Origin of the sequence: Spirillospora sp. NPDC048819 (assembly GCF_040650055.1) — a bacterium.
Lineage (GTDB): Bacteria > Actinomycetota > Actinomycetes > Streptosporangiales > Streptosporangiaceae > Spirillospora.
In genome coordinates, this window is sequence record NZ_JBEZGN010000028.1 from 54,242 (window position 1) to 79,671 (window position 25,430).

Sequence of the window (25,430 nt, forward strand, 5' to 3'; positions counted from 1 at the left end):
TTTTCCCGCACATCCCCGGAGGAAAGCCTACGTCGCTTCGGCGGCCCCGGGCGCGGGGCGGTGCCGCGGGATCGGTCATCATCGATGGCATGGACCTGCGTGTTGCCCTGATCGGATACGGCACCGGCGGCTCGGTGTTCCACGCCCCGCTGATCTCGTCGGTGCCGGGAATGCGGCTGGCCGCGGTCGTGACGGGGAACCCCGGCCGGCAGGAGGCCGTCCGCGAGCGGTACCCGGAGGCGGAGGTGTTCGGCAGCGCCGACCGCCTCTGGAGCGCGCCGGAGGGCTACGACCTGGTCGTGGTCACGGCGCCGAACCGGCAGCACGTTCCGCTGGCCCGGACGGCGCTGACCTCGGGCGTCCCGGTCGTGGTGGACAAGCCGGTCGCGGCCTCGGCGGCGGACGCCCGGTCGCTGGCGGCGCTGAGCGCCGTGCGGGGGCTGCCGGTGTTCCCGTTCCACAACCGGCGCTGGGACGGCGACTACCGGACCGTCCGGCGGCTGATCGCCTCCGGCGTCCTCGGCGACATCCGGCGGCTGGAGTCGCGGTTCGAACGCTGGCGTCCGGAGGTGAAGGCGGGCTGGAAGGAGAGCACCGACCCCCGCGACGCGGGCGGCATCCTGTTCGACCTCGGCTCCCACCTCGTCGACCAGGCGGTCGCGCTGTTCGGCCGCCCGGAACGGGTGTTCGCCGAGATCGACACGCGCCGCGGCGGCGCGGGAACCCCCGACGACGTGTTCGTGGCGCTGGCCCACCCGGGCGGCACCCGCTCCCACCTGTGGATGAGCGCGACGGCGGCGCAGTTCGGCCCGCGGTTCCGGGTGCTCGGAAGCCGGGGGTCCTACACGGTGTCCGGCATGGACGCGCAGGAGGAACAGCTCCGCGAGGGCCTCACTCCCAAAGACCCCGGCTACGGCATCGCGTCACCGGATGCGCACGGCCTGCTCGGCGTCCCCGGCAAGGAGGCGGCCGAGCCCACCGAGCCCGGCGCCTACCACGACTTCTACGCGAGCGTCGTCCGCGCCCTCCGCGACGGCGCGCCCCCTCCGGTGAGCCTCGCCGACGCGATCACCGGGCTGGAGGTCATCGAGGCCGCGGTCCGCTCCGCCGGCGAGAACGCCGTCGTCGCACTCGACGATCAGTAGCGCAGGTCGGCCAGCACCCCGTAGTGGTCGGACGGGACGACGCCGTCCACCGGCCGCTCGCCGATCAGCTCGCAGTGGACGGGATGGCCGGCGCCGCCCGCGCGCGGCCACGCCGAGAAGATGTAGTCGATCCGGCGGTCGGGCCACAGCACCGGCCGCGTCCAGTGGTTGGCCCGGCTCCAGGTGTGCCCGGGGGTGCCGTCCCCCGCCATCTCCCAGGCGTCGTAGAAGACCACGCCGGGCGCCGCGGCGGCGGCGCGCCCGGTCAGCATGCGGATCTCGTCGGAGTCGGGCGCCGCGTTGAAGTCCCCGCACACCACGACCGGCGCGTCGTTCCGCCCGGCCTGGCGGACGAAGCCGCCGAGGGCGCGGACCTGCTCCTGGCGCTGCGCGCTGTGGCCGAGCTTCCAGCCGAGGACGGTGCCGAAGACGTGGACGGGGCCGCGCGGCCCGTCCGCCCTGGCGTGCACCGCGTGGCCGGAGTCGAACTGCTCCTGCTGGAAGCCGAGCTGCTGGCGCCCCACCTGGCCGAGGGGCCAGCGGGACAGCAGCGCGATCCCCGACCTGCCCCCGCCGGCGGCCGGGGCGCCGCGGAACACGGTGTGCGGCAGGCCGAGCGCCTCCGCGAGCCGGTCGGCCTGCGCGTCGTCGTCGTCCTCCCACGCCTCGGCCAGGACGACGATGTCGGGCGCGGCGTCCCGGAGGGTCGCGATGATCGCCGGCTCCCGTTCGCGCCAGGGGCCGTGGCGGTCCCAGACGTTCCAGGTCGCGACGCGGACCGTGGTCTCGATCTGCGGGCCGTACGGCTGCTCGATGTCATAAGGCATGACGCGAGCGTCTCAGTGCGCGCGGCGGGCCGCCAGGATCCCGGCCGTGAATCAGAGGACGGAGACGTGGATGTGGTCGTAGTGGTTCGCGGTGATGCTGCCGCGGTCCTCCATCTGGCGCCAGCCGCCGCTGCTGCGGAAGTCGTAGATGCGCTGCTTCCAGATGATGTACTTGAGGCCCAGCCTGGAGGCGTTGCCGATCAGGTACTGGGCGACGTTGTCGCCGTGCGCCTGGGCGGAGGCGCTCGGCATGCCGCCGCCGGTGCTCTCCATGAAGTCGCAGGCGGTGCCGGAGCCGTGGTCCTGCGGGTCGCCGGGACGCGCGCAGCCGATCGTGGGGAACGGGCCGAACTTGCCGTCGATCTCCACGAGGACGTTCCGCATGCGCGAGGTCATGGAGTTGCCGACGATCGGGGACTTGGTGCCGCTCGCCCCGTCGGGGCGGCCGCTGCCGCCGCCGCCCGTGGGCGCCTGCGTCTGCGTCACCTGGGGCTTGTACTTGGCCAGCAGCTTCGTGACGCGGGTGCGCTGGCTCTTCAGGTCCTTGATCTCCTTCTCGACCGCGTCGAGCTTCTTGCGGGCCGTCTCGTTCGACTGCTCCGCCTTGGCGGTGAGGGTCTTCAGGTTCTCCAGGCGGCGGCCGTTGTTGCGGCTGATGTGCTCGATCACGGCGGCGTCGTGGACGGCGGCGCCCGGCTCCGCGGAGGAGATGATCGGGATCACGTCGAGCCGGCCGGTCATGTAGGAGGTGGAGGCGAGGCGGGCGACGTCGGCCCGCGCGGCGTCGTACTCCCGGTCGACGCGGGCGGCGTCCGCTCCGGCGCGCTCGGCGGCCTTCTTCGCCGCCTCCAGCGTGACGAGCTCGCCGCGGTACTCCTTGGACAGCTTCTCGGACTCCGCCTTGAGCTTGGCGTACTTCTTCTTCAGGTCGTCGTCCGGCGCCTGCGGGAGGCTCGCGGCGCTCGCGGCGCTCCCGGAGGCCGGGGGCAGCGCCATCGCGACGCCCGCCGCGAGGGCCAGCGCCGCCAGGCGCCGCGACGTTCTCCGCCCGCCCGTCGCGCGAGCCGTCCTGCCGGGGGGATCGAGGGCCGCCACAGATCACTCCTAGATAACAAAGCTCAGGATTGGCGGCACGCTACCACAATCGCCCATTTAGCCTCATACGCTTCACAAAACACATAGAGTCACCCACGGGCTACCGGAGGGCCGGCCCGTACACGACCGAGGGGCCGGGTCCGCCTCGCGGCGGGCCCGGCCCCTGCCCCGGCGTCGCCGGGAGGCGCGCCGCCCGGCCGGCGGAGCGCTCCCGGTCACGGCCCGACGAGCTCCTCCCAGCGCGGGATCCGCGGCCGGGACAGCAGCCGCAGACCCGCCTCGGCGACCGTCCGGTCCCCCTTGCGGTTGTTGCACCTGCCGCAGGCCAGGACCGTGTTCTCCCAGGTGTCCCCGCCGCCGCGCGACTGCGGGTGGACGTGGTCGATGGTGTTGCCGCGCTTGCCGCAGTAGCAGCACAGGCCCCGGTCGCGCAGGTACACGCCGCGCTTGCTCCACGGCGGGCGCCTGCCGTGCCGCCAGCGCATCGCCACGTACCGGACGAGCCGCAGGACCCGCGGCACCGGGAACCGGCCGAAGGTCCGGCCCTCCTCGGCCTCCTCGACGACCGCCACCTCGCGCACCAGCATGCGGATGGCGTGCCGCAGGTCCACCCTTTGTAAGGGCTCGTACGACGCGTTCAGGACGAGCACGTTCACCGGGTCACCTCCCCACACCTGTGCCGCTCCCCCGCCAGGATTCGAACCTGAATATCCGCATTAACGGTGCGGCGTTCTTCCGTTGAACCACAAGGGAATACTCCGGCAATTCTGGAGGCTCCCGGGCATTCCCGGAAGCCTCCATAAGAATGCCGATGCGGCGGTGGCGGAGGCAACGTGTTTTCGGACTCTTCGGCGGCCGCGACGCCCGGAGGGCGGCCGGGTGCGGTGGTCAGGGCGCGGCGGGCAGGGCGGTGACGGCGGCCTGGTATTCCATGGACTCGCGTTCCATCCGGAAGCCGAGTTCCTCGTTGACGGCGAGCATGTGGACGTTGTCGCCGGCGTTGTCGGTCTCGATCTCGCGGACGCCGGGGCACGCCCCGGCCAGCCAGTCGAGCATGGCCGCCTTCACCCAGATGCCGAGGCGCCTGCCGCGGTGCTCGGGGACGACGGCGGTGTCGTACTGGGCGGCGCGGCCGGTGCAGCCGTACGGGACGACGACCTCGGTGAACCCCGCGATGACGCCGCCGGAGAGGGCCGCGACGGTGTACAGGTCGTCGCCGCGCTTGGCGACGACCTCGGCCATCTCGCGGACGCGGTGCGCGTCCCAGGGGGTCCCCTCGTACTCGGCGAGGTCGGCCATGGAATGTTTGGCGCGGGCGAGCGCGGCGGCGTGCTCGTCCGGCACCGTGCCCCGCCACCGGACGAGGTCGTAGCCGGCGTGCTCCTCGGCCAGGAGCCGGGCGACGTGACCTGCCGGGACGTCGTCCAGGCGCAGCAGCATGCCGCGCAGGGTCAGGACGCATTCGAAGCCGTGCGACTCCAGGAACGGGACGGCCGGGGTGCCCGCGAGCACCTGCGCGATCACGCTGGTGCGTCCGTCGGCGCGCAACCCCCCGGCGGCGACGGCGAGCAGCCGGCGGCCGAGCCCGCGGCGGCGGTGCGCGGGGCGGACCTGGATGTCGATCTCGGCGGGACGGCCGGTGCCGGGCTCGCCGGGCAGCCGGAGCGCCGCCACCGCGGCCATGTGCCCGCCGCCGGTCACGGCCCACAGCCTCCGCCGCGACCCGGGTTCCGCGCCGAGCAGCAGCCGGGCCGTGCGCTCCGGGTCGGGGGCGGGCTCCGCCGCGGGGTCGGCGGCGTGGACGGCCGCGAGCACGCCGTGCCACTCCCGGATCTGCGCGTCCGTCGGATCATCGAGCGCGATGACGTCCATCCGACTGTTCTACCTGATCGTCGCGCGGCGTGACCGCGACCCTCGGCAACCGGGGGTTTCGGCCGGCGAAGAACGGCGGTCAGCGGCCGCGCGAGAACGCCTCCAGGATGCGCTCGGCGGCGAGGGCGGGGGTGAGGGCGCCGTCGGCGACCTCGCGTTCCAGCCGCGGCGCCAGTCTCCGCACCTCGGGGTGCGCGTCCAGCTCGGTGAGGAGCCGCTCGCGGACCATCGCCCACGTCCAGCCGACCTGCTGCCGCCGCCGCCTGCTCTCCAGCTCGCCGGACTCGCGCAGCCGCTCCTGGTGCTCGACGAGCTTGCCCCACACCTCGTCCAGGCCGGTGCCCTCCTTGGCGCTGCAGGTCAGGACGGCGGTGTCGCGGATCCGCTCGTCGCTGCGCAGCAGCCGCAGCGCGCCCGACAGCTCGCGGGCGGCGCGCACGGCCTCCATCTTGTGCTCCCCGTCGGCCTTGTTGACGGCGATGACGTCGGCCAGCTCCAGGACGCCCTTCTTGATGCCCTGCAGCTGGTCGCCGGTGCGGGCGAGGGTGAGGAACAGGAACGAGTCGACCATGTCGGCGACGGTGGTCTCGGACTGGCCGACGCCGACCGTCTCGACGAGGACGACGTCGTACCCGGCGGCCTCCATGACGACCATCGCCTCGCGGGTGGCCTTGGCGACGCCGCCCAGGGTCCCGGCGGTGGGCGAGGGCCGGATGAACGCGTCCGGGTCGACGGCGAGGCGCTGCATGCGGGTCTTGTCGCCGAGGATGCTGCCGCCCGTCCGGGTCGAGGACGGGTCCACGGCCAGGACCGCGACCTTGTGCCCCTCGCCCGTCAGGCGGGTGCCGAGCGCGTCGATGAACGTGGACTTGCCGACGCCCGGCACCCCGGTGATCCCGACGCGGCGGGCGTTCCCCGCGTGCGGGGTCAGCTCGACCAGGAGCTTCTGCGCGAGTTCCCGGTGGTCGGGACGGCTCGACTCCACGAGCGTGATCGCCCGCGCGATCCACGCCCGCGACCCGTCCAGGACCCCGGCCGCGTAGTCGTCGAGGCCCGGCTTCACTTGTTCGCGTGGCCCAGCGCGGCGGTCAGCTCGTCAAGCAGGCCGATCGCCGCGTCCGCCAGGACGGTGCCGGGCGGGAAGATCGCCGCGGCGCCGGCGGCGCGCAGCTCGTCGAAGTCGCCCGGCGGGATGACCCCGCCGACGACGATCATGATGTCGCCGCGGCCGAGCGCGGACAGCTCCTCGCGCAGCGCGGGCACGAGCGTGAGGTGGCCGGCGGCGAGGGAGTTGACGCCCACGATGTGGACGTCGGCCTCGACGGCCTGCCGGGCGACCTCGGCCGGGGTCTGGAACAGCGGGCCCACGTCGACATCGAAGCCGAGGTCGGCGAACCCGGTCGCGATCACCTTCTGGCCGCGGTCGTGGCCGTCCTGGCCCATCTTGGCGACGAGGATGCGGGGGCGGCGCCCCTCGGCGTCCTCGAACGCCGCGGTCGCCGCCCGGGCCTTCTCGATCGCCGTCACCCTGCCTGCTTCCTCCCTGTACACACCGGAGATCGTACGGATCTGCGCGGAGTGGCGCCCGTACGCCTTCTCCAGCGCGTCCGAGATCTCCCCCACGGTCGCCTTGGCGCGGGCGGCGTCGATGGCGAGGGCGAGGAGGTTGTGCTCCAGGCCCCGCTCCCGGGTCCCCTTCTCGGCGGCGCCGGCGGCGCGGGTCAGCGCGTCCAGCGCGGCCAGCGTCGCGGGCTCGTCGCGCTCCTCGCGCAGGCGGCGCAGCTTGTCGATCTGCTGCGCGCGGACGGACGCGTTGTCGACCTTGAGGACCTCGATCTCCTGCTCGGTGTCGGCGCGGTACTTGTTGACGCCGATGACGGGCTGCCGCCCGGAGTCGATACGGGCCTGGGTGCGGGCGGCGGCCTCCTCGATGCGGAGCTTGGGCAGCCCCTCGTCGATCGCCTTGGCCATGCCGCCGGCCTCCTCGACCTCGGTGATGTGGCCCCACGCGCGTCGGGCGAGGTCGTAGGTGAGCCGCTCGACGTAGGCGCTGCCGCCCCACGGGTCGATGGTGCGGGTCGTCCCGGACTCCTGCTGGAGGAGCAGCTGGGTGTTGCGGGCGATCCGGGCCGAGAAGTCGGTCGGCAGGGCGAGGGCCTCGTCCAGCGCGTTGGTGTGCAGCGACTGGGTGTGGCCCTGCGTGGCGGCCATGGCCTCGATGCAGGTGCGGGCGACGTTGTTGTAGACGTCCTGCGCGGTGAGGGACCAGCCGGACGTCTGGGAATGCGTCCGCAGCGACAGCGACTTGGGGTTCTGCGGGCCGAACGCCTTCACCAGCCGCGCCCACAGCAGGCGGGCGGCGCGGAGCTTGGCGACCTCCATGAAGAAGTTCATCCCGATCGCCCAGAAGAACGACAGGCGGGGCGCGAACGCGTCGATGTCCAGGCCCGCGTCGCGTCCGGCGCGGATGTACTCGACGCCGTCGGCGAGGGTGTAGGCGAGCTCCAGGTCGGCCGTGGCCCCGGCCTCCTGGATGTGGTAGCCGGAGATCGAGATGGAGTTGTACTTCGGCATCCGCTGCGAGGTGAACGCGAAGATGTCGGAGATGATCCGCATCGACGGCTGCGGCGGGTAGATATAGGTGTTGCGGACCATGAACTCCTTGAGGATGTCGTTCTGGATGGTCCCGGCGAGCGCCTCCGGCTCCACCCCCTGCTCCCGCGCGGCGGCGATGTAGAGCGCGAGGACGGGCAGGACGGCGCCGTTCATGGTCATCGACACGCTCATCTTGTCCAGCGGGATGCCGTCGAAGAGCTGCCGCATGTCGTAGATGGAGTCGATCGCCACGCCCGCCATGCCGACGTCGCCGGAGACGCGCTGGTGGTCGGAGTCGTAGCCGCGGTGGGTGGCGAGGTCGAACGCGACCGACAGGCCCTTCTGCCCCGCAGCGAGGTTGCGCCGGTAGAAGGCGTTGGACTCCTCGGCGGTGGAGAAACCGGCGTACTGCCGGATCGTCCACGGCTGCGTCGCGTACATCGCCGGGTAGGGGCCGCGCAGGTACGGCGCGATGCCCGGGTAGGTGTCGAGGAAGTCGAGCCCGGCCAGGTCGTCGCCGGTGTAGAGGGGGCGGACGCCGATGCCCTCAGGGGTGTCCCAGGTCTGGGCCTCGGGGTCCGCGCCGGTCGTCTCGGCGGCCGCGGCGCGCCAGCGCTTGGCGGCCTCCTCGGCCGGGGGCGCCGTCCCGAGCTCGATCTCGGTGAAGTCGGGGATCATTCGTTCACTCCCAGATCGTGGAGGGTGGTCTCCAGCGCCTCGATCGCGTCGCATCCCGCGTACACGCCGGCGGTGACGCCTTCAGGGACCCCCTCGTAGGTTCCCTTACCCGCGAGCCAGACCTTCACTGCACCCGCTTCGCGCAGAACCCGGGCAGCCTCGGCGGCCTGTTCCTCGTACAGCCTGTCGCTGGAGCAGAGGCAGGCGACGGTCGTCCCGGACGTCCCGAACTCCTCGGGCGCGCCGGTGACCGTCTCGATCCCGCCCGCCTGGAAGAGGTTCGCGGCGAACGACGCGCGCGCCGTGTGGACGGCGATGGGCCCGAGCGTGGCCAGGAACACCTTGGGGCGGGCGCCCGTCGCCTCGGCGTGGGCGTCGGAGCGGTCGCGGAGGGCCTCGAAGTCCTGCGCGTACGTGACGACGGGGAGCCCGCCGCGCGGCTCCCGGGGCGCCGGCGCCCTCTCGGGCAGGGTCTCGGCGAGGTTGGGGAACTCGCTGACACCGGTGAGCGGGGCCTTGCGCCGGGCGATGTCCTCGCGGCGGCGCGCCCATGTCGCGGCGAGCCGGCGGGCGACGAGCCCCGATTCGAGGGCGGCGCCGAGGCCCCCCGCCTTCTCGATCTCGGTGAACCAGGTCCAGGCGGCCTGGGCGAGCCCCTCGGTGAGGCTCTCGGCGTACCAGGAGCCGCCGGCCGGGTCGACGACGCGGGCGAGGCTCGACTCCTCCAGCAGCAGCGTCTGGGTGTTGCGGGCGATGCGGCGGGCGAAGTCGTCCGGGAGCCCGAACCGGGCGTCGAACGGCTGGACGGTGACCGCGTCGGCGCCGCCGGTCCCGGCGGCGAACGTCGCGATCGTGGTCCGGAGCATGTTCACCCACGGGTCGCGCCGCGTCATCATCGCCGACGACGTCACGGCGTGGACGCGCGCGGACGTGCCCTCGGCGGCCCCGCTGACCTCCGCGACCCGCGCCCACAGGCGGCGGACGGCGCGGAGCTTGGCGATCGAGGAGAACTGGTCGGCGGTCACGGCGAGGCGGAACTCGATCTGCCCGAACGCCTCGTCCACGCTCAGGCCCGCGCCGGTCAGCGCGCGCAGGTAGGCGACGCCCGCCGCGACGGCCGCCCCGAGCTCCTCGGCGTCGCCGCCGCCCGCGTCGTGGTACGGGGTGCCGTCGGCGACCACGGCGCGCAGTCCCGGGAACTCGCGGACGCAGCGGACGGCGAGCGCGGCGGCCTCGGCCGGGGAGCCGGGCGTACCGGTGCGGGCGGCCAGCCCGAGCGGGTCGGCGCCGAGGTTGCCGGACGCGTCCGCCGCGTTCCCGCGCTCGGCGGCCAGGGAAAGGAACGCCTCCGCGGCCTCGGCCGTGTGCTCCCCCGCCTCCAGGACGACCGGCGCGAGGTCCAGCAGGACGCCGCGCAGCGCCTCGGGGAGCCCGGCGACCGGCAGCCCGCCGTCGCCGAGCCGCAGCCAGACGGAGGTGGCGCCGTTCTCCAGGTCGGCGAGGACCGCCTCCCGGGTGACCGCCGGATCGGGGTGCGCGTGCCGCTGCCGGACGTCCCATCCGGCGAGGCCCTCGCCGTCCGGCCGCACCTCGCGGACGTAGGGGGCGAGGCCGGGGCGTCCCGGCGGGGCGTCGCCCCGCGCGTAGAGCGCGGCGATCGGCACTCCGTCGTACGACTCGCGGGTCAGCAGACCCTCGATGTCGTCGAGGGGGGTGTCCTCCGTCGCCGCGCCGGACTTGCGCAGCACCCCCTTCACCATCTCCCGCCACCGGCCGCGTTCGGCCGGGGGGAAGGCGGCGGCCAGTTCGAGTTCCTCAGGCGGCACCGTCATGCCCTGGATCGTAGGCGAGCGACCGAATCCGGCTCTAAAGCGGGTCCCGCTGACCAGAAACCGGCGCGCGGAGGCCGGTGCGCCGGAGCCGTGCGCCGGTTAACGGTGCGGCGCGCGGGAAGGGTGAGCGCATGACCTTGGATTCCCTCCCCGGCGACCTCTACCTCATGCAGGAACTGCTCGACGAGCGCGAGAAGGAGATCGTCGGGCGGGTGCGGGCCTTCCTGGAGTCGAAGGTCGCGCCGATCGCGAACGACTGCTGGGCGCGGGCGAGGTTCCCGTTCGACCTGATCCCCCAGTACGGGGAGCTCGGCATCGCCGGGCTCCCCCACGACGAGTGCCCGGGCGAGAAGCCGAGCAGCCTGCTCACCGGGTTCCTGGCGATGGACATGGCCCGGGTCGACCCGTCCATGGCCACGTTCTTCGGCGTCCACGCGGGCCTCGCCATGGGCAGCATCGGCCGGTGCGGCTCGCCCGAGCAGCGCGCGAGGTGGCTGCCGGCGATGGGGCGGATGGAGAAGATCGGCGCGTTCGCGCTCACCGAGCCGGAGGGCGGGTCGGACGTGGCGCTCGGCCTGCGCACCACCGCGCGCCGCGACGGCGACACCTGGGTGCTGAACGGCGCGAAGCGGTGGATCGGCAACGCGACGTTCGCCGACCACACCGTCGTCTGGGCCAGGGACGAGGCGGACGACCAGGTCAAGGGTTTCGTCGTCGGCAAGGACACGCCCGGCTTCACCGCCACCCGGATCGAGAACAAGATCGCGCTGCGGACCGTGGAGAACGCCGACATCGTGCTGGCCGACTGCCGCGTCCCGGAGGCGGACCGGCTCGCGGGCGCGAACGGCTTCAGGGACACGGCGGCGATCCTGCGCCGGACCCGCAGCGGCGTCGCCTGGCAGGCCGTCGGGGTGATGCTCGCCGCCTACGAGATCGCCCGCGCCTACGCGGTGGAGCGCGAGCAGTTCGGCCGGCCGATCGCCCGCTTCCAGCTCGTCCAGGACCTGCTGGTCAAGATGCTCGGGAACGCCACCGCCTCGCTCGGCATGGTGGTGCGGCTGGCCCAGCTCCAGGACGACGGCCTCTACCGCGACGAGCACTCGGCGCTCGCCAAGGCGTACTGCACCAGCCGCATGCGGGAGGTGGTCGGCTGGGCGCGCGAGCTGATGGCCGGCAACGGGATCGTGCTCGACTACGACATCGGCCGGTTCGTCGCCGACGCGGAGGCGCTGTACTCCTACGAGGGCACCCGGGAGATCAACACGCTGATCGTCGGGCGCGCGGCGACGGGGCTCGGGGCGTTCGTCTGACGGCCCCCACGGCGGCGTCCACGGCATACCCCGGAAGGGCACCCGGCGGGGGGCGTTGCTAGAGTTCGGCGTCGTAGCCCCCAACGGAACCTGTGAGGAAGACGAACGCATGTCGACAGGCAGCCACGCCGGGCGCCCGAAGTCCTGGGTCGCCGTGGCCATCATCTTCGTCGGTTTCGTCGTCGGCGGCGTGGGCCTCGTCATGGGCCCCGACTGGATCGTGTTCGGGGTCGGGGCGGCGCTGGCCGTGATCGGCGGCATCTTCGCGCTGGCCGTCGACATCATGACCGACGTCGTCGTCGACGAGCCCCGGCAGTAGCGGGATGTTCGGCCGCCCTCCCATCGAGGAGCGGATCGCCGCGCGGCAGCGAGAACGCGGGCCGCTCAAGCCGGGCACCGTGTTCCCGCACGGCCCCGCCAAGATGCTGTTCTTCTTCAGCCTCGGCGTGGTCGTGGTCACCCACCTCGTCGCGCTGTCGCTGTACTTCTTCGATTAGGCCGCCTGCCCCGGGGCGCGTGCCGGGGTCCGCCTAGCGGCCCCGGTCCTCGCGGTCCGGCGGGTCCTGGCGTTTGTCGCCCAGGTAGAACAGCCCCACGAGGACGAAGATCCCGACGGCGGCCAGGATGGCGAGCACGCCCATGAGAGCCGACCCGGACACGGGAACCACCTTCTTTTCTTGTGCGGTCTTTCCTGTGCGGTGTCTCTCCCGACAACTGCCCGCTGAAAGGCGGGTCAAAAGGGCGTCAAGAAGATCCCTTGGGACCGCTCCAAGCCCGTCCGGCGGGTGCGAACGGGGCGGCGGCAACGTACGGTCGAAGTGATGTGGCCGCCTGCGTCGCCCCCGAGCCAGAGGTGGTGGGATGGCCCTGCGATTCGGAATCGAGGAAGAGTACTTCGTCGTCGATCCCGTCTCCCGGGAGGTCGTTCCCCGCGCCGCGGCCGTGGTGCGGCGGGCCACCGCGGCGCTGGGCGAGCGCACCTCCACCGAGCTGGTCGACTTCCTCGCCGAGGCCAAGACGCCGCCGTGCGACGACCTCGACAAGCTCGGCGAGCAGATCCGCTCGATGCGGTCGGCGATGGCGGCCGCCGCCGCGGCCGAGGGCGTCCGGCTCGCCGCGACCGGGACGCCCGTGCTGGGCGAGGTGATCCCCGCCCCCATCGGCGCGGGCGCCCGCTACGCCGAGAGCCTCGCGGTGTACCGGGGCCTGGACGACGAGCAGAGCATCTGCTCCTGTCACGTCCACGTCGAGATGCCCGACCGCGAGCGCGCGATCCAGGTGGGCAACCACCTGCGTCCCTGGCTGCCGACGCTGGTGGCCCTGGCTGCGAACTCGCCGTACTGGGCGGGCCGCGACACCGGCCACGCCTGCTGGCGGGTGATGGCCTGGGCGCGGTGGCCGGTGGCGGGGCCGCCGCCGTTCTTCGAGTCGTCGGCGCACTACGACGATCTCGTCGGGACGCTGCTGGGCTGCGGCGCCCTGATGGACACCGGCACGATCTTCTGGGACGTCAGGCCGTCGGCGCGGCTGCCCACCGTGGAGATCCGGCTCGCCGACGTCGCCCCGACCGCCGGGGACGCCGCCGTGTTCGCCGCGCTGATCCGGGCGCTGGTGCAGGTCTCGGCCGCCGCGGTGGACGCGGGCGAGCGGGCGCCCGACCCGTCGCAGGAGATGCTGCGCGCGGCGTACTGGCTGGCCGCCCGCGACGGCCTGGCCGGAACGGGGGTGGACGTGTGCACGGGCCGTCCCGCCGGGTTCCGGGAGCTGGCCGGGGACCTGCTGGCGCATGTGCTGCCCGCGCTGCGCGACAGCGGGGACCTCGGCGCCGTCGTCCGCGGCGTCCGCCGCCTCCTGACGGGCGGGACCGGCGCCGAGCGGCAGCGCGACGCCTACCGCCGGCGCGGCCGGCTGACCGATGTGGTCGACGCCGCGATCCTGCGGGACCGGTGATCGCGGCCGAAGCGATTCGACGGTCCGCGGAAGCGATTCGACGATCTCAGAATGCGAATTTACGGTCTTCGCCCGTTTTTCGATGGTCATCAGCGGGTAGTCGTGACATTGGCCGGTCTCCGGCCGAAGTGATCATCTGACCTCGGGGGACATGAGCATGGGTCCGTCTCGCGCGACCGCCTCCCGCCGCGTACGCTCGACCCGATGCACGTGCACGCGAATATCGCCCCGAACGGAGTGACCGCGCGATGAGCCTCATGCCCGGGGGGCCGGGCACGGTGCTGCCGCGCGGCACGTTCGTCCACCCCGCGCTCTTCTACCGTGACGACGAGGAGTACCTCGCCGGCACCGTGCCGTTCATCCGCGAGGGCCGGGAGTCCGGCGAACCCGTCGCCGTCGCGGTGCCGCACCCGCGGCTCGCCCCGCTGCGCGCGGCGCTGGGCCCGGCCGCGGCCGAGGTGACGTGGCTCGACATGTCCGAGGCGGGACGCAACCCTGGCCGCATCATCCCGGGGGTGCTGCGCGGGTTCGCCGACACGCACACCGGCGGGCGCGTGCGGATCATCGGCGAGCCGGTGTGGCCCGGCCGGTCGGCCGCCGAGTACCCGGCCTGCGCGCAGCACGAGGCGCTGATCAACCTGGCGTTCGAGGGACGCGGGGTCTCGATCCTGTGCCCCTACGACGTGGCCCGCCTGGACCCCGTCGCGATCGCCGACGCCCGCGCCACCCACCCGGTGGTGATCGACCGCCAGGGCGAGCGCAGGAGCGGCGACTACGCGCCCCACCGCGTCATCCGCGCCTACAACCGGCCGCTGCCGGAGCCGCGCGGCGCGGTCTCGATGAGCTTCGACCTCGACTCGCTGCCCCTCGTCCGCGAGTTCGCGTGCCGGTGGGCGGCGCGCCTCGGCCTCGGCCCCGACGCGGTGGGCGACCTGGAACTCGCCGTGAGCGAACTGGCCGCGAACTCCTGCCTGCACGGCGGCGGGTCGGGCACCGCGCGGCTGTGGTCGGAGGACGGCCACGTCCTCTGCGAGGTCCGCGACGCCGGGACGATCACCGACCCGCTCGCCGGGCGCCGCCCCGCCGACATGAGCCCCAACGGCGGCCGCGGCATCCTCATGGTCAACCATCTGGCCGACCTCGTCCGCGTCCACACGGGCCCGGACGGCACCGCGATCCGCGTCTACATGCGCAAGTGAGGGCCGCCCCGTAGCGGTCCCCGGCGATGCCGAGACTTGACCCCGCCATCAGGTGCACCGGACGCGCGACGGGAATGATCGGTGCGGCCGATCTCACCCGATCCTTGTGGGGAACGATGCGTTTTCTTGCCCGCGCTCACCAGATGCCCGTGCGGATGATCGTCGGGGCGTTCATCCTGAACTCCGGTATGTCGAAGCTCAAGGGCGGCGACGAGGCGGCCGAGCAGACCCATGCCACCGCCAAGACCGCATATCCGTTCCTGGAGTCGCGAAATCCGCGGGAGTTCACCCGCATGCTCGGCACGACCGAGGTCGCGCTCGGCACCGCGCTCCTGCTGCCACTGGTCCCCTCGGTGGTCGCGGGCGCCGCGCTCACCGCCTTCTCGAGCGGGCTGGTCGGGCTGTACCTGCGGATTCCCGGCATGCGGGAGCCCGGCGACCTGCGTCCCACCCAGCAGGGCATCGGGCTCGCCAAGGACTCGTGGCTCGTCGGCATCGGTACCTCCCTCGTCCTGGAGGAGATCGGCCGGGCCCGCGCCGAGCGCTGCGCCCGCCGCCGCTGAGCCTGCCGCTTGACGCGGCGCGGCCCGGCCGGTGAGGATCGGCGCGTCCCCGAGGAGGCCGCGCCATGACGTCCCCGCCCCAGCCGTCCCCGCCCCAGCCGTCCCCGCCCGGGCCGTTGAACGTGCGTCCGGCGGCGGCCTCCGACACCGCGGCGATCGCCGCCCTTCTCGGCCGCGCCTTCGACGACGACCCGGTCTGGCGGTGGCTGCTGCCCGACGACGCGTCCCGCGTGCGGAGGCTGACCGGGCTGTTCGGGATCATGCTGCGCCGCGTGCACCTTCCGCACGGCGCCACGGAGGCCACGGGACGGGACGCGACCGCCGAGGCCTCGGCCCTGTGGGATCCGCCCGGGCGGTGGCGTGTGCCCGTCCGGACGCAGGCGGCCCAGGCGGGGCCGCTGCTGCGGGTCCTCGGCACGCGGGTGCCCGCCACACTGCGCACGCTCGGCGCGATCGAGAAGCACCACCCCCGGGAGCCGCACTGGTACCTGGCGGTGCTCGGCACCGATCCCGCGGCGCAGGGCAACGGGCTGGGCGGCGCCCTGCTGCGGTCCCGCCTCGACCGCTGCGACGCCGAGGGGATCCCCGCCTACCTGGAGTCCTCGAAGGAGCGGAACGTCCCCTACTACGAGCGGTTCGGGTTCAAGGTGACGCGGGAGCTCACCCTGCCGGGCACGGGCTGCCCGCCGGTCTGGCTCATGTGGCGGGCGCCCGGACGACGCCCCTGACGGTCTCCGACAGGAGTTCCGGTCATGCGGTTAAGTCCGTGTCATGGCCGGATCCGGCCACGGGCGTGTGGATGTCAAGAGGCCGGTGCCCGTACGGCGGCCGGCCGCGCCTCCGCCGCGCTCCTGCTGCCCGCCACCGGCGACTCCGGAACCGGCGAAACACGACCAAACGCGATTGGCCCGATGCGGCCACGCGGCCGGCGGCTTTCGGACGGACCACCGAACACGCTTCCCGCTGACCGCCCGCACCCGCCTACCGTCGAAGGTGAGTCACCACACCGCTCCCTCTGGTGAAGGCGACAGGTGAAGCGACATGACGACGGCCGCGACGCGCGCACCGGAGGCGCGGCTCGTCCTGGACAGGCCCGGGCCCGCCCGGGTCCAGGACTACCTCCTCGGCGGCAAGGACAACTACGCCACCGACCGCGACCTCGCCGACCGGATCCTGGAGGTCCTGCCGCAGGCGGCGGACGCGGCCCGCGCCTCCCGCGACTTCCTCGCCCGCGCCGTCCGGCTGCTCGCCGGCCGCGGCGTGCGGCAGTACCTCGATCTCGGCTGCGGGCTGCCCAGGGCCGACAACCTGCACCAGATGGCCGCCCGGCACATCGGCGGCACCCGCGTCGTCTACGTCGACGACGACCCGCTCGTCATCGCCCACGCCCGCGCGCTGCTGATCGACGGCGGCAACATCGCGGCGCTGAACGCCGACATCCGCGACCCGGCCTCGATCCTGGACAGCCCGGAGGTCCGCCGCCTCATCGACCCGGCCGAGCCGGTCGCGCTGGTGTTCTCCTCCGTCCTGCACCACCTGCCGGGCGCCTCGGACGTCGTCGCCGCGCTCGCCGGAACGGCCCCGCCGGGCAGCGCCGTGGTCGTCTCGCACGCCACGGCCGACTTCGCCCCGGCCGCGCTCGCCGAGGCCGCGCGGCTCTACCGGGAGGCGAGCACCGTCCCGATGTTCCCGCGCGGCGCCGGTGAGTTCGCGCGCCTGCTCGGACCGTTCCGCCGGCTGCCCCCCGGCCTGGTGCCGCTCCCCTCCGGGCATCCGCGGGGGACGTCCCGGGCGGGCCGTGAGCCGATCATGTACGGCGCCGTGGCCGTCCGCTGACCGTCCCGGCGGGCCCGCCCGGGACGTCCGGCGGGTGTGGGGTTGGTCACACTGAGTCGCGCGCCGGACCGCTTCCGCGCACCCGGCGTCCGCCTCGCCGCAGCACCGCTCCCGCCGGTCGTGAGGCCTTCCGCGGCCGTCACGCTGAGTCAGCCGCCGGAGCACCGCGTTAAGCCGGACCCCGTTCGCCGGTTGGAGAACGCGAAGCCGCGGCCCCTATGGTGGCGCGGATGGCGGCGAACACCCTGACTCCCCCGCGAACACAGATCGGCTCCCGCGCGGAGAAGGCGCCACGGATGGGCTGGCTCGACGCCCTGCGCGGCCTCGCCGCCCTGGTGGTGGTGTTCGAGCATTCCCTGGACGTGCTGCTGCCCGAGGTGCGCCGGACGGCCAGCCCGTGGTTCGACTTCGGACGCTACGGGGTGTTCGTGTTCTTCCTCGTCAGCGGCTATGTCGTGCCGTTCTCGCTGGAGCGGCGCGGAAGCGTCCGGCAGTTCTGGGCCGGGCGGTTCTTCCGGCTGTACCCCGCCTGGTTCGTGGCGGTGGCGCTCACGCTGACGCTCAGCGCGGCCGGCGTGTCCTACGGGCTGCCCGCCGCGCTCGCCGACCGCCCCTGGGCGGCCGCCATCGCGCACATGACCATGCTCCAGGACCTCATGGGCGTGCCGAACGCCCTCAACGTCTTCTGGACGCTGTCCTACGAGATGGTCTTCTACCTCCTGGTGACGGCGATGTTCGTCGCCGGCGTCCACCGCTCCAGCGCCCGGGTGGCGCTGGGGTTCGGCGTGGGCGCGGCGATGCTGGGCGTGGCGCTGCCGTCCGGGCTGCTGGCGTCCCGCTGGCCGGACGGGACCGTCCTCGTCACCGTGCTGCTGCTGGCCGGCGGGCTCGCGGCGATGATCGGCCGGCGGCGCGGGGTGCGCCGGGCGGGGGTCGCCGTCGTGGCGACGCTGGCGCTCGCCCTGCTGCTCCTCAACAGCCGCATCGGCGCGATCGAGAGCCTGTGCATCATCTCCGCGATGTTCGCCGGGACGGCCGTGCGGGGCGTCCAGGACGGGCGGCTGCGCACCCGGCCCGGGGCCGCGATGATCGCGGTCGTCGCGGTCTTCACGCTGGCGGCCGGCCTGCGCGCCCCCACCACGTGGGCTCTGAACGCCAACCCCGACCCCCTGGGCCCGGACTGGTCCATCGCCGTCGGCGCCGCCTGGCTGACGTTCCTCGGCGGCCTCGCGCTGCGCGACCGGCGGATGCCCCGTGCGCTGGTGTGGTCCGGGCTGGTCAGCTACTCGGTCTACCTGCTGCACCCGCTGGTCATCCAGGGGGTCTGGTACGCCGCCGGACGCGACCCGGGCGACCTTCCCGCCGTCGTGCGGCTGGGCTGGGGGGTCGTGCTGGTCACGGCCGTGCTCGGCTCCGCCGCGCTGGCGCACCGCTATGTCGAGCGACCGGCTCAGCGCCTCGGGCGCCGCCTGACCGGCCCGCGGGCGTCGCCGCGCGGCACCGCGCCGCAGCCCGCCCGGACCTGATCTCCCGCCGGACGCCGGGCGCCGGGGGGGTGATGACAGCGTTTCCCCTTCTTGCTTAAGGTGAGGCCGATTCACCCCCAGCGAGCCTTCCGGCGGAACGGATAGCGGATGACACAAGGGCCCATGCCCGCCGAGCTGCCCGACCTGCTGCGCCAGCACCTCCAGTCCGCCGTCGCAGAGATGGAGCGGGAGATCCGCGACCAGGTGCCCGAGTACGCGGGCGACGACGGCGGCGAATACGCCAAGCGGGTGGAGCGGACGGTCAGCGACACCGTCGCCTTCTTCGTCGACTCCGTCGATCATCCGAACGCCGACGCGCGCACGCTCACCGAGCTGTACATGCAGCTCGGCGAGCAGGAGGCCAGGCAGGGCCGGAGCCTGGACGCGCTGCAGAACGCGATGCGGGTGAGCAGCCAGGTCGCGTGCCGCCGCTTCATCAAGGACGCCTACCGGCTCGGGTGGTCGCGCGAGATTCTGGGCCGCCTGACCGACTCGCTGTTCATGCTGCTGGCGCGGGTCGCCGACGCGGCCGCGCAGGGGTACGCGCGCGAGCAGGGGCAGCTCGCGACCGAGCGGGAGCGCCGCCGCGACCGGCTGCGGGACCTGCTGGTCGCCGAGCCGCCGCCCGCGCAGGAGGCGATCTCCGACCTGGCGGTGGCGGCCCGCTGGGACCTGCCGAAGAGCATCGGCCTGGTCGCGCTGCCCGCCGGGGCGCCCGCGGGGGCGCGGATCCTGCCGCCCGGCGTGCTGGCCGACTGGGACGCGCCGATCCCGTTCCTCGTGGTGCCCGACCCGGAGGGCCCCGGCCAGGACCGGCTGTGGCCGGCGCTGCGCAGGCTCGGGACGGCCGCGATCGGGCCGACCGTCCCGCTCGGGCGGGGCGGTGTCTCGCTGCGGTGGGCCCGGCACGCCCTGACACTGGTGGACCGGGGGCTCCTGCCCGGCGGCGCCCCGGTCCGGTGCGTGGACCACATCGCGTCGCTGGCGACGCTGGCGGCCGACGAGCTCGTCGACGCGACCGCCGCCGCCGTCCTCGGGCCGCTGCTCGAGCTGGCCCCGGCGCGCCGCCGGCCGCTCGCCGAGACCCTGCTGACCTATCTGCAGTGCGGCGACAACGCGGTCATCGCGGCGGAGCGGCTCCACATCCACGAGCAGACCGTCCGGTACCGGCTGCGCCGCATCGCCGAGCTGACCGACGGGCGGTTCACCGAACTGGACGGCCGGCTCGACATGATGCTGATGCTGAGCTGGCTGGTGCGGACCGCCCGCGCCGAGCAGACGGCCTGACCGGGCACCCTCACAGGAACGCGGCGACGCGGGCGGCGAACTCCTCGGGCGTGACGATCTCGACGCCGAGCTTTTCGGCCTTGTCCTTCTTGGAACCGGCCTTGCCCCCGGCGACGAGGAGGGAGGTGCGGGCCGAGACCGACGAGGACGCCTTGCCGCCGGCGCGTTCGATCAGCTCGTTCACCTCGTTGCGGGACAGCCCGCCGAGCGGCCCGGACATCGCCCCGGTCGCGACGACGGACAGGCCGCTCAGGGGCAGGCCGGACGCGCCCGGCTCCCCGGGCTGCCCGGCGGCCTCGTCCGGGGCGGCCGCGCCCGGCTCGGTCAGGGTCACGCCCGCGGCGGCGAGCTTGTCGATCAGCGGGGCCAGCTCGGCGATCTCGGCGACCAGCACCGTCGCCCGCTCCGGGCCGACGCCCTCGACCTCCTGGAACGCCTCCGCGTCGGCGGCGCGGATCGCGTCCATCGCGCCGAAGTGGCGGGCGATGCGGCGGGACATGGACCGGCCGGTGCCGCGCACGCCGAGCGCGCAGAACACCTTGTTGAGCGGCTTGGCCTTCGCCGCCTCGATCGCGGCGAGCAGGGCCGCGGTGCTGGTCTCGCCCATCCGGTCCAGGGCGATGACCTGCTCGTGGGTGAGGAAGAACAGGTCGGCGAAGTCGGTGATCAGCCCGGCGTCGATGAGCTGGTCGATGCGGTTCTCGCCGAGCCCCTCGATGTCGAGCTGGTCGCGGCCGACGGCGTACCGGACGGACGCGACGGCGTGGCAGGACCGGCCGCGCACGCACCGCCAGCGCTGCTGGGACGCGTCGATCTCGTCGCCGCAGCGGGGGCACGCGGACGGCACGCCGATCGGCCGCTCCTCACCGGTGCGCAGGTGCACGACCGGGGCCTCCACGCGGGGGATGACGTCACCGGCCTTGTAGACGGTGACGTGGTCGCCGATCCGGAGCCCGCGCCGCTCGATGTCGGCGGCGTTGTGCAGGGTCGCGTAGGTGACGACGGAGCCGTCCACCTCGACGGGCTCCAGCACGGCGCGCGGCGCGATGACCCCGGTGCGGCCGACGTTCCACTCGACGTCCAGCAGCCGGGTGATCTTCTCGACGGCGGGCAGCTTGTAGGCGATGGCCCAGCGGGGCGCGCGGGAGGAGATCCCGGCGTCGGCCTGGTCGGCCGCCGCATCGGCCTTGATCACGATGCCGTCGATGCCGAAGTCCAGTTCGGCGCGCAGCGCCGCGATCTCCTCGACCCGCCGGTGGACGTGCTCCATCTCGGTCGCGGTGATCGCGGGCACCGGCGTCGCCGCGGTGGTGTGCGCGCCGAGGCGGGCGGCGAACTCCATGATCCCGCTGTGCGGCAGCTCGCGCAGCCGCGCGGCCGTCGCGTCGTCGGTGCCGTCGAGCGGGAGGGCGCCGTAGGCGAAGAACGTCATCTCCACCCGGTAGGCGCGGTCCTTGGTGCGAAGCGACCCGGCGGCGGCGCTGCGCGGGTTGGCGAAGGCCGCTCCTCCGGCGGCCGTGCGGGCGGTGTTGGCGGCCTCGAACTGCGCGCGGGTCATCAGCACCTCGCCGCGCAGCTCGACGCTGACGGGCTCGGCGAGCCGCCCGGGCAGGCCGGTGATCATGCCGATGCCGCGGGAGACGTCCTCCCCGGCGGTTCCGTCACCGCGCGTCACGAGCTGGACGAGGCGCCCGTCCCGGTAGCGCGCCGAGATCGCCAGGCCGTCCAGCTTCGGCTCCACGCTCCAGGCGGCGACCTCGCGGCCGAGCCTGCGGACCAGGCCCGCGGCCCACGCCTCCAGGCCCTCGGCGGAGAACACGTTGTCGAGGCTCAGCATCGGGACGGTGTGCGGGACGTCCCCGATGACCGCTCCCCCGGCGACCTTGCCCGTCGGGGAGTCGGGCAGCACGTGCTCCGGGTGCTCGTCCTCGTAGGCGGCGATGCCCCGCACCAGCCGGTCGAAGGCGTCGTCGTCGAGCGGTGAGTCGCCCTCGCCGTAGTAGGCGGCGGAGGCGGTGACGGCGGTCTGGACGGCGGCGGCGTAGGCGGCCTGGTCGCCGATCTCGGTACGGGCCGGTGTCTCGGTCATGAGGTCATTTTGCCTGGTGCCACCGACATTTCCGGGTCGTGCCGGCGGTCCGCGGGCGGTCGCCGAACACGTGCCCGGTGGTCAGGTGGAGGTCTTTTCCGACGGGACCGGATCGGACGGCCCGTCGCTTCGGGCGGCGGCCGCGGAGCGCGACAGCAGGGCCACCCCGGCGGTGAGGAGCAGGGCGCTGACCGAGACCGCGCTGAACGCCGCCGCCGTCCTGGGCGGCAGCGTCTGGAAGGCGAGGACGGCCACCAGGTAGGAGGCGATGGGGTTGGTCATCGTCATCGCGGTCATCGCGGCGGGCAGCGACCCGGCGGCGAACGCCCGCTGTTCGATCACGAGCCCGAGGAGCGTGCTGCCCGCCAGGGCGTAGCCCGGCCAGTCCGCGGCGGTGGCGGCGACGCCGTGGTCGACCAGGCTCGCGGTGGTGAGCTTGATCAGCACCGCGGTCGCCGCGAAGCACAGGCCGGCGCAGACGCCGAGCAGCGCGGCCCGCACCGGTCCCCTGCGCAGCCACGCCGCCCGGGACAGCACGACGATGAGCGGCGCGGCGATCAGCCCGGCGATCAGCAGCCGCGGCCGGGACGGCTCGCCCGCGGGCGGGATCGCGCCCGGAACCGTGAACAGGACGGCGAGGCCCGCCGAGACGGCGATGCTCCCGAGCACGTCCATCCGGGCGGGGCGGCGTCCCGTGCCGACGGTGCCGAGCAGGATGGTGAAGACGAGCTGGGTGACCAGCAGCGGCTGGACGACGGCGGTCGAGCCGAAGTGCAGGGCGGCGGCCTGGGTGAAGAAGCCGGCCATGTTCACGCCCCATCCGGTGAGCCACACCGGGTCGCGGAGCAGCTTGCGGATGAGGCCGTGCGCGGCCGTGGCGTCCATGCCGCCGTGCGCTGCGCGCCTGGCGGCGCGGTACTGCAGGGCGGCGGCCGCGGCGAACAGGAACGCCGCGAGCAGGCTGAACGCGACCGACCACGCCATCAGGACGTTCCGGCGGCGATCTCACGCGCCGCCGGCGCGGCCGGTGCCCCGCCGGCCTCCCGCGCCTCGGCCGCGACCGCTTCGGACCCGATCACCACGCCCTCCCGCGTCCTCGCACAACGCGCCGCCCTCCTGATCATCCTTCCCACGATCGGCCGGTTTCCAGCAAGGCCGGAACCGGCTTCGCGGCACGATCGCGGCACCGCGGACGCCCTCGGGACCTGCATTCCCACATGCGCCGTGCCGGACCCCGGGCACCGGCTCGGTTTTTCCTGGGAAAACTCCGTCGAACCCCTTGACCCCCGGCGCCAAACGGGCATAAATACGAGGGAAACAAAGATAAACGGGAGGGAAACCACATGAATCGGGGAACGGCGCCCGCATGATCGTCACGGTGACGCTCAATCCGAGCCTCGACCGGACGATCGAGGTGGACGCGCTGACCCGCGGCGCGGTCATCCGGGCGCGGTCGGCGCGGCTGGACCCGGGCGGCAAGGGCGTCAACGTCTCGCGGGCGCTGCTGGCCAACGACGTCGCGTCCACCGCCGTGGTCGCGGTCGGCGGCGCCGACGGCGACCGGCTGCGGCGGCTGCTGAAGGCCGAGGGCTTGCGGGTCCGCGCCGTCCGCGTCGCGGGCCGCACCCGGTCCAACGTGACCGTCGTCGAGCCCGACGGCGTCACCACCAAGCTGAACGAGCCCGGCGGCCCGCTGGCGCCCGGGGAGCTGGACGAGATCGGCGCCGTCGTCGCGGCGGAGGCGGGCGCCGCGAGCTGGGTGGTCGGCTGCGGGAGCCTGCCGCCCGGCGTCCCGGACGGCACCTACGCCGAGCTGTGCCGCAGGTTCGGGCCGGACGGCATCCGGGTCGCGGTCGACTCCAGCGGCGCGGCGCTGCGCGCCGCGGTCCCCGCCGGGCCCGACCTGATCAAGCCGAACCGGGAGGAGCTCGCCGAGGCCGTCGGCGGCCCGGTCGGCACGATCGCCGACGTCGTCGAGGCCGCCGGGGAGCTGCGGGCGCGCGGGGCCCGCACGGTCCTGGTCAGCCTCGGCGCCGAGGGGGCGGTGCTCGTCGACGACGACGGCGTCCTCACCGGCGAGGCGCCCGTCGCCCGGCCCCGCAGCACGGTCGGCGCCGGCGACGCCCTGCTCGCCGGGTTCCTCGCCGCGGGCGCCCGCGGCCCCGGCGCCCTCACCGAGGCGCTCGCCTGGGGCGCCGCGGCCGTCCGGCTGCCCGCCAGCCGGATGCCGGGCGCCGCCGACGTCCGGCGCGACATCGTCCGCATCCATCCCCGGCCGGACCTCACCCGCCCCCTCGTCACCTAGCCCTTCTTCACCTAGCCCTTCTTCACCTGGCCCCACTCACCCAAGCCCGCGGTCACCACCACCCCCTGTTAGCACCCACCCCCGATCGACAGGAGGCCCGAGATGGCCACCGACTACACCCCACAGCCCACGGGCACTGGGCTCCGAGCGCAGGTCCAGCGGTTCGGCGGCAAGCTGGCCGGGATGGTCATGCCGAACATCGGCGCGTTCATCGCCTGGGGCCTGATCACCGCGCTGTTCATCCCCACCGGCTGGCTGCCCAACGAGGACCTGGCCGAGCTGGTCGACCCGATGATCAAGTTCCTGCTGCCGCTGCTGATCGGCTACACCGGCGGCCGGATGGTGCACGGCCAGCGCGGCGCGGTCGTCGGCGCGGTCGCCACCGTCGGCATCATCGTCGGCTCCGACGTGCCGATGTTCCTCGGCGCGATGATCATCGGACCGCTCACCGCGTACCTGCTGAAGCTGTTCGACGACCTCGTCCAGGAGCGCGTCCGGACCGGGTTCGAGATGCTCGTGGACAACTTCTCCGCCGGGATCATCGGCGGCGCCATGGCGGTCGCGGGCAACCGCGGAATCGGCCCGGTCATGAACACCTTCACCGAATGGGCCGGGGACGGCGTCGGCCGGCTGGTCGACCACGACGTCCTGCCGCTCACGTCCCTGCTCATCGAGCCCGCGAAGGTGCTCTTCCTCAACAACGCCATCAACCACGGCGTGCTCGGCCCCCTCGGCGTGCAGCAGGCCGCCGAGACCGGCAAGTCCGTGCTGTTCATGCTGGAGTCCAACCCCGGGCCCGGGCTCGGCGTCCTGCTCGCCTACTGGTTCTTCGGGCCGAGGCGGCTGCGCCCGACCGTTCCGGCCGCCGCGATCATCCACTTCTTCGGCGGCATCCACGAGATCTACTTCCCCTACATCCTGATGAAGCCGCGGATGATCCTCGCCGCGATCGCGGGCGGCATGACCGGCGTCGCGATCTTCATGGCCTCCGGCACCGGCCTGGTCGCCACCCCGTCGCCGGGCAGCATCTTCGCCTACCTCGCCCAGACGCCGCGCGGCGTGGGCAACTGGATCGGCGTCTACACCGGCATGCTCGCCTCCGCCGCCGTCTCCTTCGGGGTCGGCGCCGCCCTGCTCGGCTTCGGCAGGCTCGCCGAGCCGGCCGCCGAGGACGGCGACGCCACGGAAGAGAAGGCCGGCGCGGAAGAGAAGGCGGGCGCGGACGGCGAGGACACCGCCGACGGCACCGCCAAGGAGACCAGCGCCCACTGACCGCACACGAGACCACCTGGCCGAACCCCGTCCGAAAGGCACATCCACG

At 73.8% G+C, this 25,430-nt stretch carries 23 protein-coding genes and 1 tRNA gene; 13 read left to right on the forward strand and 11 right to left on the reverse strand.

All coding sequences use genetic code 11. The features are described from left to right. The first annotated feature begins 89 nt into the window (after positions 1-89). On the forward strand, positions 90-1,145 hold the full coding sequence (locus AB0C35_RS30910) for a Gfo/Idh/MocA family oxidoreductase (RefSeq protein ID WP_358463464.1): 1,056 nt from the start codon (positions 90-92) through the stop codon (positions 1,143-1,145). Here AB0C35_RS30910 and AB0C35_RS30915 read toward each other — a convergent pair. From AB0C35_RS30915 to AB0C35_RS30950, 8 genes are all read right to left on the reverse strand, one after another. Next, on the reverse strand, positions 1,139-1,972 hold the full coding sequence (locus AB0C35_RS30915; RefSeq protein WP_358463467.1) for an endonuclease/exonuclease/phosphatase family protein: 834 nt from the start codon (positions 1,970-1,972) through the stop codon (positions 1,139-1,141). The genes AB0C35_RS30910 and AB0C35_RS30915 overlap by 7 nt on opposite strands. Positions 1,973-2,023: 51 nt before the next feature. Then, complete coding sequence (locus AB0C35_RS30920) at positions 2,024-3,067, reverse strand: hypothetical protein (protein ID WP_358463470.1); 1,044 nt, start codon at positions 3,065-3,067, stop codon at positions 2,024-2,026. Between the two features lie 215 nt (positions 3,068-3,282). After that, positions 3,283-3,723, reverse strand: coding sequence for an HNH endonuclease (locus AB0C35_RS30925; protein WP_358463473.1), 441 nt, complete (start codon positions 3,721-3,723; stop codon positions 3,283-3,285). A 26-nt stretch (positions 3,724-3,749) separates the two neighbouring features. After that, a tRNA-Asn gene (locus AB0C35_RS30930) sits at positions 3,750-3,820 on the reverse strand. Positions 3,821-3,955: 135 nt separating this feature from the next. Next, a complete protein-coding gene (locus AB0C35_RS30935) occupies positions 3,956-4,939 on the reverse strand; it encodes a GNAT family N-acetyltransferase (protein WP_358463476.1) in 984 nt (327 codons plus the stop codon). 79 nt (positions 4,940-5,018) lie between these two features. Then, positions 5,019-6,002: a methylmalonyl Co-A mutase-associated GTPase MeaB gene (gene meaB / locus AB0C35_RS30940; RefSeq protein WP_358463479.1), complete on the reverse strand. Its 984-nt coding sequence runs from the start codon at positions 6,000-6,002 to the stop codon at positions 5,019-5,021. Next, on the reverse strand, positions 5,999-8,212 hold the full coding sequence (gene scpA / locus AB0C35_RS30945; RefSeq protein ID WP_358463482.1) for a methylmalonyl-CoA mutase: 2,214 nt from the start codon (positions 8,210-8,212) through the stop codon (positions 5,999-6,001). Before scpA ends, meaB begins: the two co-directional genes overlap by 4 nt. Beyond that, positions 8,209-10,044 carry a methylmalonyl-CoA mutase family protein gene (locus AB0C35_RS30950; protein WP_358463484.1) on the reverse strand — a complete coding sequence of 612 codons (1,836 nt, stop codon included), beginning with the start codon at positions 10,042-10,044 and terminating at the stop codon, positions 8,209-8,211. The genes scpA and AB0C35_RS30950 overlap by 4 nt, the downstream gene beginning before the upstream one ends. A 131-nt stretch (positions 10,045-10,175) precedes the next feature. Here AB0C35_RS30950 and AB0C35_RS30955 point away from each other — a divergent pair, with 131 nt between their 5' ends. The 3 genes from AB0C35_RS30955 to AB0C35_RS30965 all read left to right on the forward strand — a co-directional run bounded on the left by AB0C35_RS30955 (position 10,176) and on the right by AB0C35_RS30965 (position 11,851). Then, positions 10,176-11,354, forward strand: coding sequence for an acyl-CoA dehydrogenase family protein (locus AB0C35_RS30955; protein ID WP_358463487.1), 1,179 nt, complete (start codon positions 10,176-10,178; stop codon positions 11,352-11,354). A 109-nt stretch (positions 11,355-11,463) separates the two neighbouring features. Next, positions 11,464-11,673, forward strand: coding sequence for an HGxxPAAW family protein (locus tag AB0C35_RS30960; protein ID WP_358463490.1), 210 nt, complete (start codon positions 11,464-11,466; stop codon positions 11,671-11,673). Between the two features lie 4 nt (positions 11,674-11,677). Next, positions 11,678-11,851 (forward strand): hypothetical protein, encoded by a 174-nt coding sequence (locus AB0C35_RS30965; protein ID WP_358463493.1) that lies wholly within the window; start codon positions 11,678-11,680, stop codon positions 11,849-11,851. A 33-nt stretch (positions 11,852-11,884) separates the two neighbouring features. On the opposite strand, the gene AB0C35_RS30970 is transcribed toward AB0C35_RS30965, so the two are convergent. Next, positions 11,885-12,013, reverse strand: a complete 129-nt coding sequence (locus AB0C35_RS30970) for a hypothetical protein (protein WP_358463495.1) — start codon at positions 12,011-12,013, stop codon at positions 11,885-11,887. 202 nt (positions 12,014-12,215) lie between these two features. On the opposite strand from AB0C35_RS30970, the gene AB0C35_RS30975 reads away from it, so the two are divergent. The 7 genes from AB0C35_RS30975 (at position 12,216) to AB0C35_RS31005 (ending at position 19,715) form a co-directional block, all read left to right on the forward strand. Further along, the gene (locus tag AB0C35_RS30975) at positions 12,216-13,304 is read left to right on the forward strand and encodes a glutamate--cysteine ligase (protein WP_358463498.1); all 1,089 of its coding nucleotides are present in this window, start codon (positions 12,216-12,218) and stop codon (positions 13,302-13,304) included. 248 nt (positions 13,305-13,552) lie between these two features. Then, the gene (locus tag AB0C35_RS30980; protein WP_358463501.1) at positions 13,553-14,503 is read left to right on the forward strand and encodes a sensor histidine kinase; all 951 of its coding nucleotides are present in this window, start codon (positions 13,553-13,555) and stop codon (positions 14,501-14,503) included. Between the two features lie 143 nt (positions 14,504-14,646). Beyond that, on the forward strand, positions 14,647-15,066 hold the full coding sequence (locus tag AB0C35_RS30985; RefSeq protein WP_358463506.1) for a hypothetical protein: 420 nt from the start codon (positions 14,647-14,649) through the stop codon (positions 15,064-15,066). 65 nt (positions 15,067-15,131) lie between these two features. Next, positions 15,132-15,794 carry a GNAT family N-acetyltransferase gene (locus tag AB0C35_RS30990; RefSeq protein WP_358463509.1) on the forward strand — a complete coding sequence of 221 codons (663 nt, stop codon included), beginning with the start codon at positions 15,132-15,134 and terminating at the stop codon, positions 15,792-15,794. Between the two features lie 313 nt (positions 15,795-16,107). Beyond that, complete coding sequence (locus tag AB0C35_RS30995; protein WP_358463512.1) at positions 16,108-16,902, forward strand: SAM-dependent methyltransferase; 795 nt, start codon at positions 16,108-16,110, stop codon at positions 16,900-16,902. Positions 16,903-17,132: 230 nt separating this feature from the next. Then, positions 17,133-18,428: an acyltransferase gene (locus AB0C35_RS31000; RefSeq protein ID WP_358463515.1), complete on the forward strand. Its 1,296-nt coding sequence runs from the start codon at positions 17,133-17,135 to the stop codon at positions 18,426-18,428. A gap of 108 nt (positions 18,429-18,536) precedes the next feature. Further along, positions 18,537-19,715, forward strand: coding sequence for a helix-turn-helix domain-containing protein (locus tag AB0C35_RS31005; RefSeq protein WP_358463518.1), 1,179 nt, complete (start codon positions 18,537-18,539; stop codon positions 19,713-19,715). 10 nt (positions 19,716-19,725) lie between these two features. On the opposite strand, the gene ligA is transcribed toward AB0C35_RS31005, so the two are convergent. Continuing rightward, positions 19,726-21,804, reverse strand: a complete 2,079-nt coding sequence (gene ligA, locus AB0C35_RS31010) for an NAD-dependent DNA ligase LigA (protein ID WP_358463521.1) — start codon at positions 21,802-21,804, stop codon at positions 19,726-19,728. An 81-nt stretch (positions 21,805-21,885) separates the two neighbouring features. After that, positions 21,886-22,788, reverse strand: coding sequence for a DMT family transporter (locus AB0C35_RS31015; protein WP_358463524.1), 903 nt, complete (start codon positions 22,786-22,788; stop codon positions 21,886-21,888). A 394-nt stretch (positions 22,789-23,182) separates the two neighbouring features. On the opposite strand from AB0C35_RS31015, the gene pfkB reads away from it, so the two are divergent. Next, the gene (gene pfkB / locus AB0C35_RS31020) at positions 23,183-24,109 is read left to right on the forward strand and encodes a 1-phosphofructokinase (RefSeq protein ID WP_358463527.1); all 927 of its coding nucleotides are present in this window, start codon (positions 23,183-23,185) and stop codon (positions 24,107-24,109) included. A 102-nt stretch (positions 24,110-24,211) separates the two neighbouring features. Continuing rightward, positions 24,212-25,381 carry a PTS mannitol transporter subunit IICB gene (locus tag AB0C35_RS31025; protein WP_358463530.1) on the forward strand — a complete coding sequence of 390 codons (1,170 nt, stop codon included), beginning with the start codon at positions 24,212-24,214 and terminating at the stop codon, positions 25,379-25,381. Positions 25,382-25,430 lie beyond the last annotated feature (49 nt).

Bases quoted from the DNA above. Each gene is read 5' to 3' on its own strand.
- AB0C35_RS30910 (WP_358463464.1), top strand. From the start codon at position 90: ATGGACCTGCGTGTTGCCCTGATCGGATACGGCACCGGCGGCTCGGTG.
- AB0C35_RS30915 (WP_358463467.1), bottom strand. From the start codon at position 1,972: ATGCCTTATGACATCGAGCAGCCGTACGGCCCGCAGATCGAGACCACG.
- AB0C35_RS30935 (WP_358463476.1), bottom strand. From the start codon at position 4,939: ATGGACGTCATCGCGCTCGATGATCCGACGGACGCGCAGATCCGGGAG.
- scpA (WP_358463482.1), bottom strand. From the start codon at position 8,212: ATGATCCCCGACTTCACCGAGATCGAGCTCGGGACGGCGCCCCCGGCC.
- AB0C35_RS30950 (WP_358463484.1), bottom strand. From the start codon at position 10,044: ATGACGGTGCCGCCTGAGGAACTCGAACTGGCCGCCGCCTTCCCCCCG.
- AB0C35_RS30955 (WP_358463487.1), top strand. From the start codon at position 10,176: ATGACCTTGGATTCCCTCCCCGGCGACCTCTACCTCATGCAGGAACTG.
- AB0C35_RS30960 (WP_358463490.1), top strand. From the start codon at position 11,464: ATGTCGACAGGCAGCCACGCCGGGCGCCCGAAGTCCTGGGTCGCCGTG.
- AB0C35_RS30965 (WP_358463493.1), top strand. From the start codon at position 11,678: ATGTTCGGCCGCCCTCCCATCGAGGAGCGGATCGCCGCGCGGCAGCGA.
- AB0C35_RS30975 (WP_358463498.1), top strand. From the start codon at position 12,216: ATGGCCCTGCGATTCGGAATCGAGGAAGAGTACTTCGTCGTCGATCCC.
- AB0C35_RS30980 (WP_358463501.1), top strand. From the start codon at position 13,553: ATGAGCCTCATGCCCGGGGGGCCGGGCACGGTGCTGCCGCGCGGCACG.
- AB0C35_RS30985 (WP_358463506.1), top strand. From the start codon at position 14,647: ATGCCCGTGCGGATGATCGTCGGGGCGTTCATCCTGAACTCCGGTATG.
- AB0C35_RS30990 (WP_358463509.1), top strand. From the start codon at position 15,132: ATGACGTCCCCGCCCCAGCCGTCCCCGCCCCAGCCGTCCCCGCCCGGG.
- AB0C35_RS30995 (WP_358463512.1), top strand. From the start codon at position 16,108: ATGACGACGGCCGCGACGCGCGCACCGGAGGCGCGGCTCGTCCTGGAC.
- AB0C35_RS31000 (WP_358463515.1), top strand. From the start codon at position 17,133: ATGGCGGCGAACACCCTGACTCCCCCGCGAACACAGATCGGCTCCCGC.
- AB0C35_RS31005 (WP_358463518.1), top strand. From the start codon at position 18,537: ATGACACAAGGGCCCATGCCCGCCGAGCTGCCCGACCTGCTGCGCCAG.
- ligA (WP_358463521.1), bottom strand. From the start codon at position 21,804: ATGACCGAGACACCGGCCCGTACCGAGATCGGCGACCAGGCCGCCTAC.
- AB0C35_RS31015 (WP_358463524.1), bottom strand. From the start codon at position 22,788: ATGGCGTGGTCGGTCGCGTTCAGCCTGCTCGCGGCGTTCCTGTTCGCC.
- AB0C35_RS31025 (WP_358463530.1), top strand. From the start codon at position 24,212: ATGGCCACCGACTACACCCCACAGCCCACGGGCACTGGGCTCCGAGCG.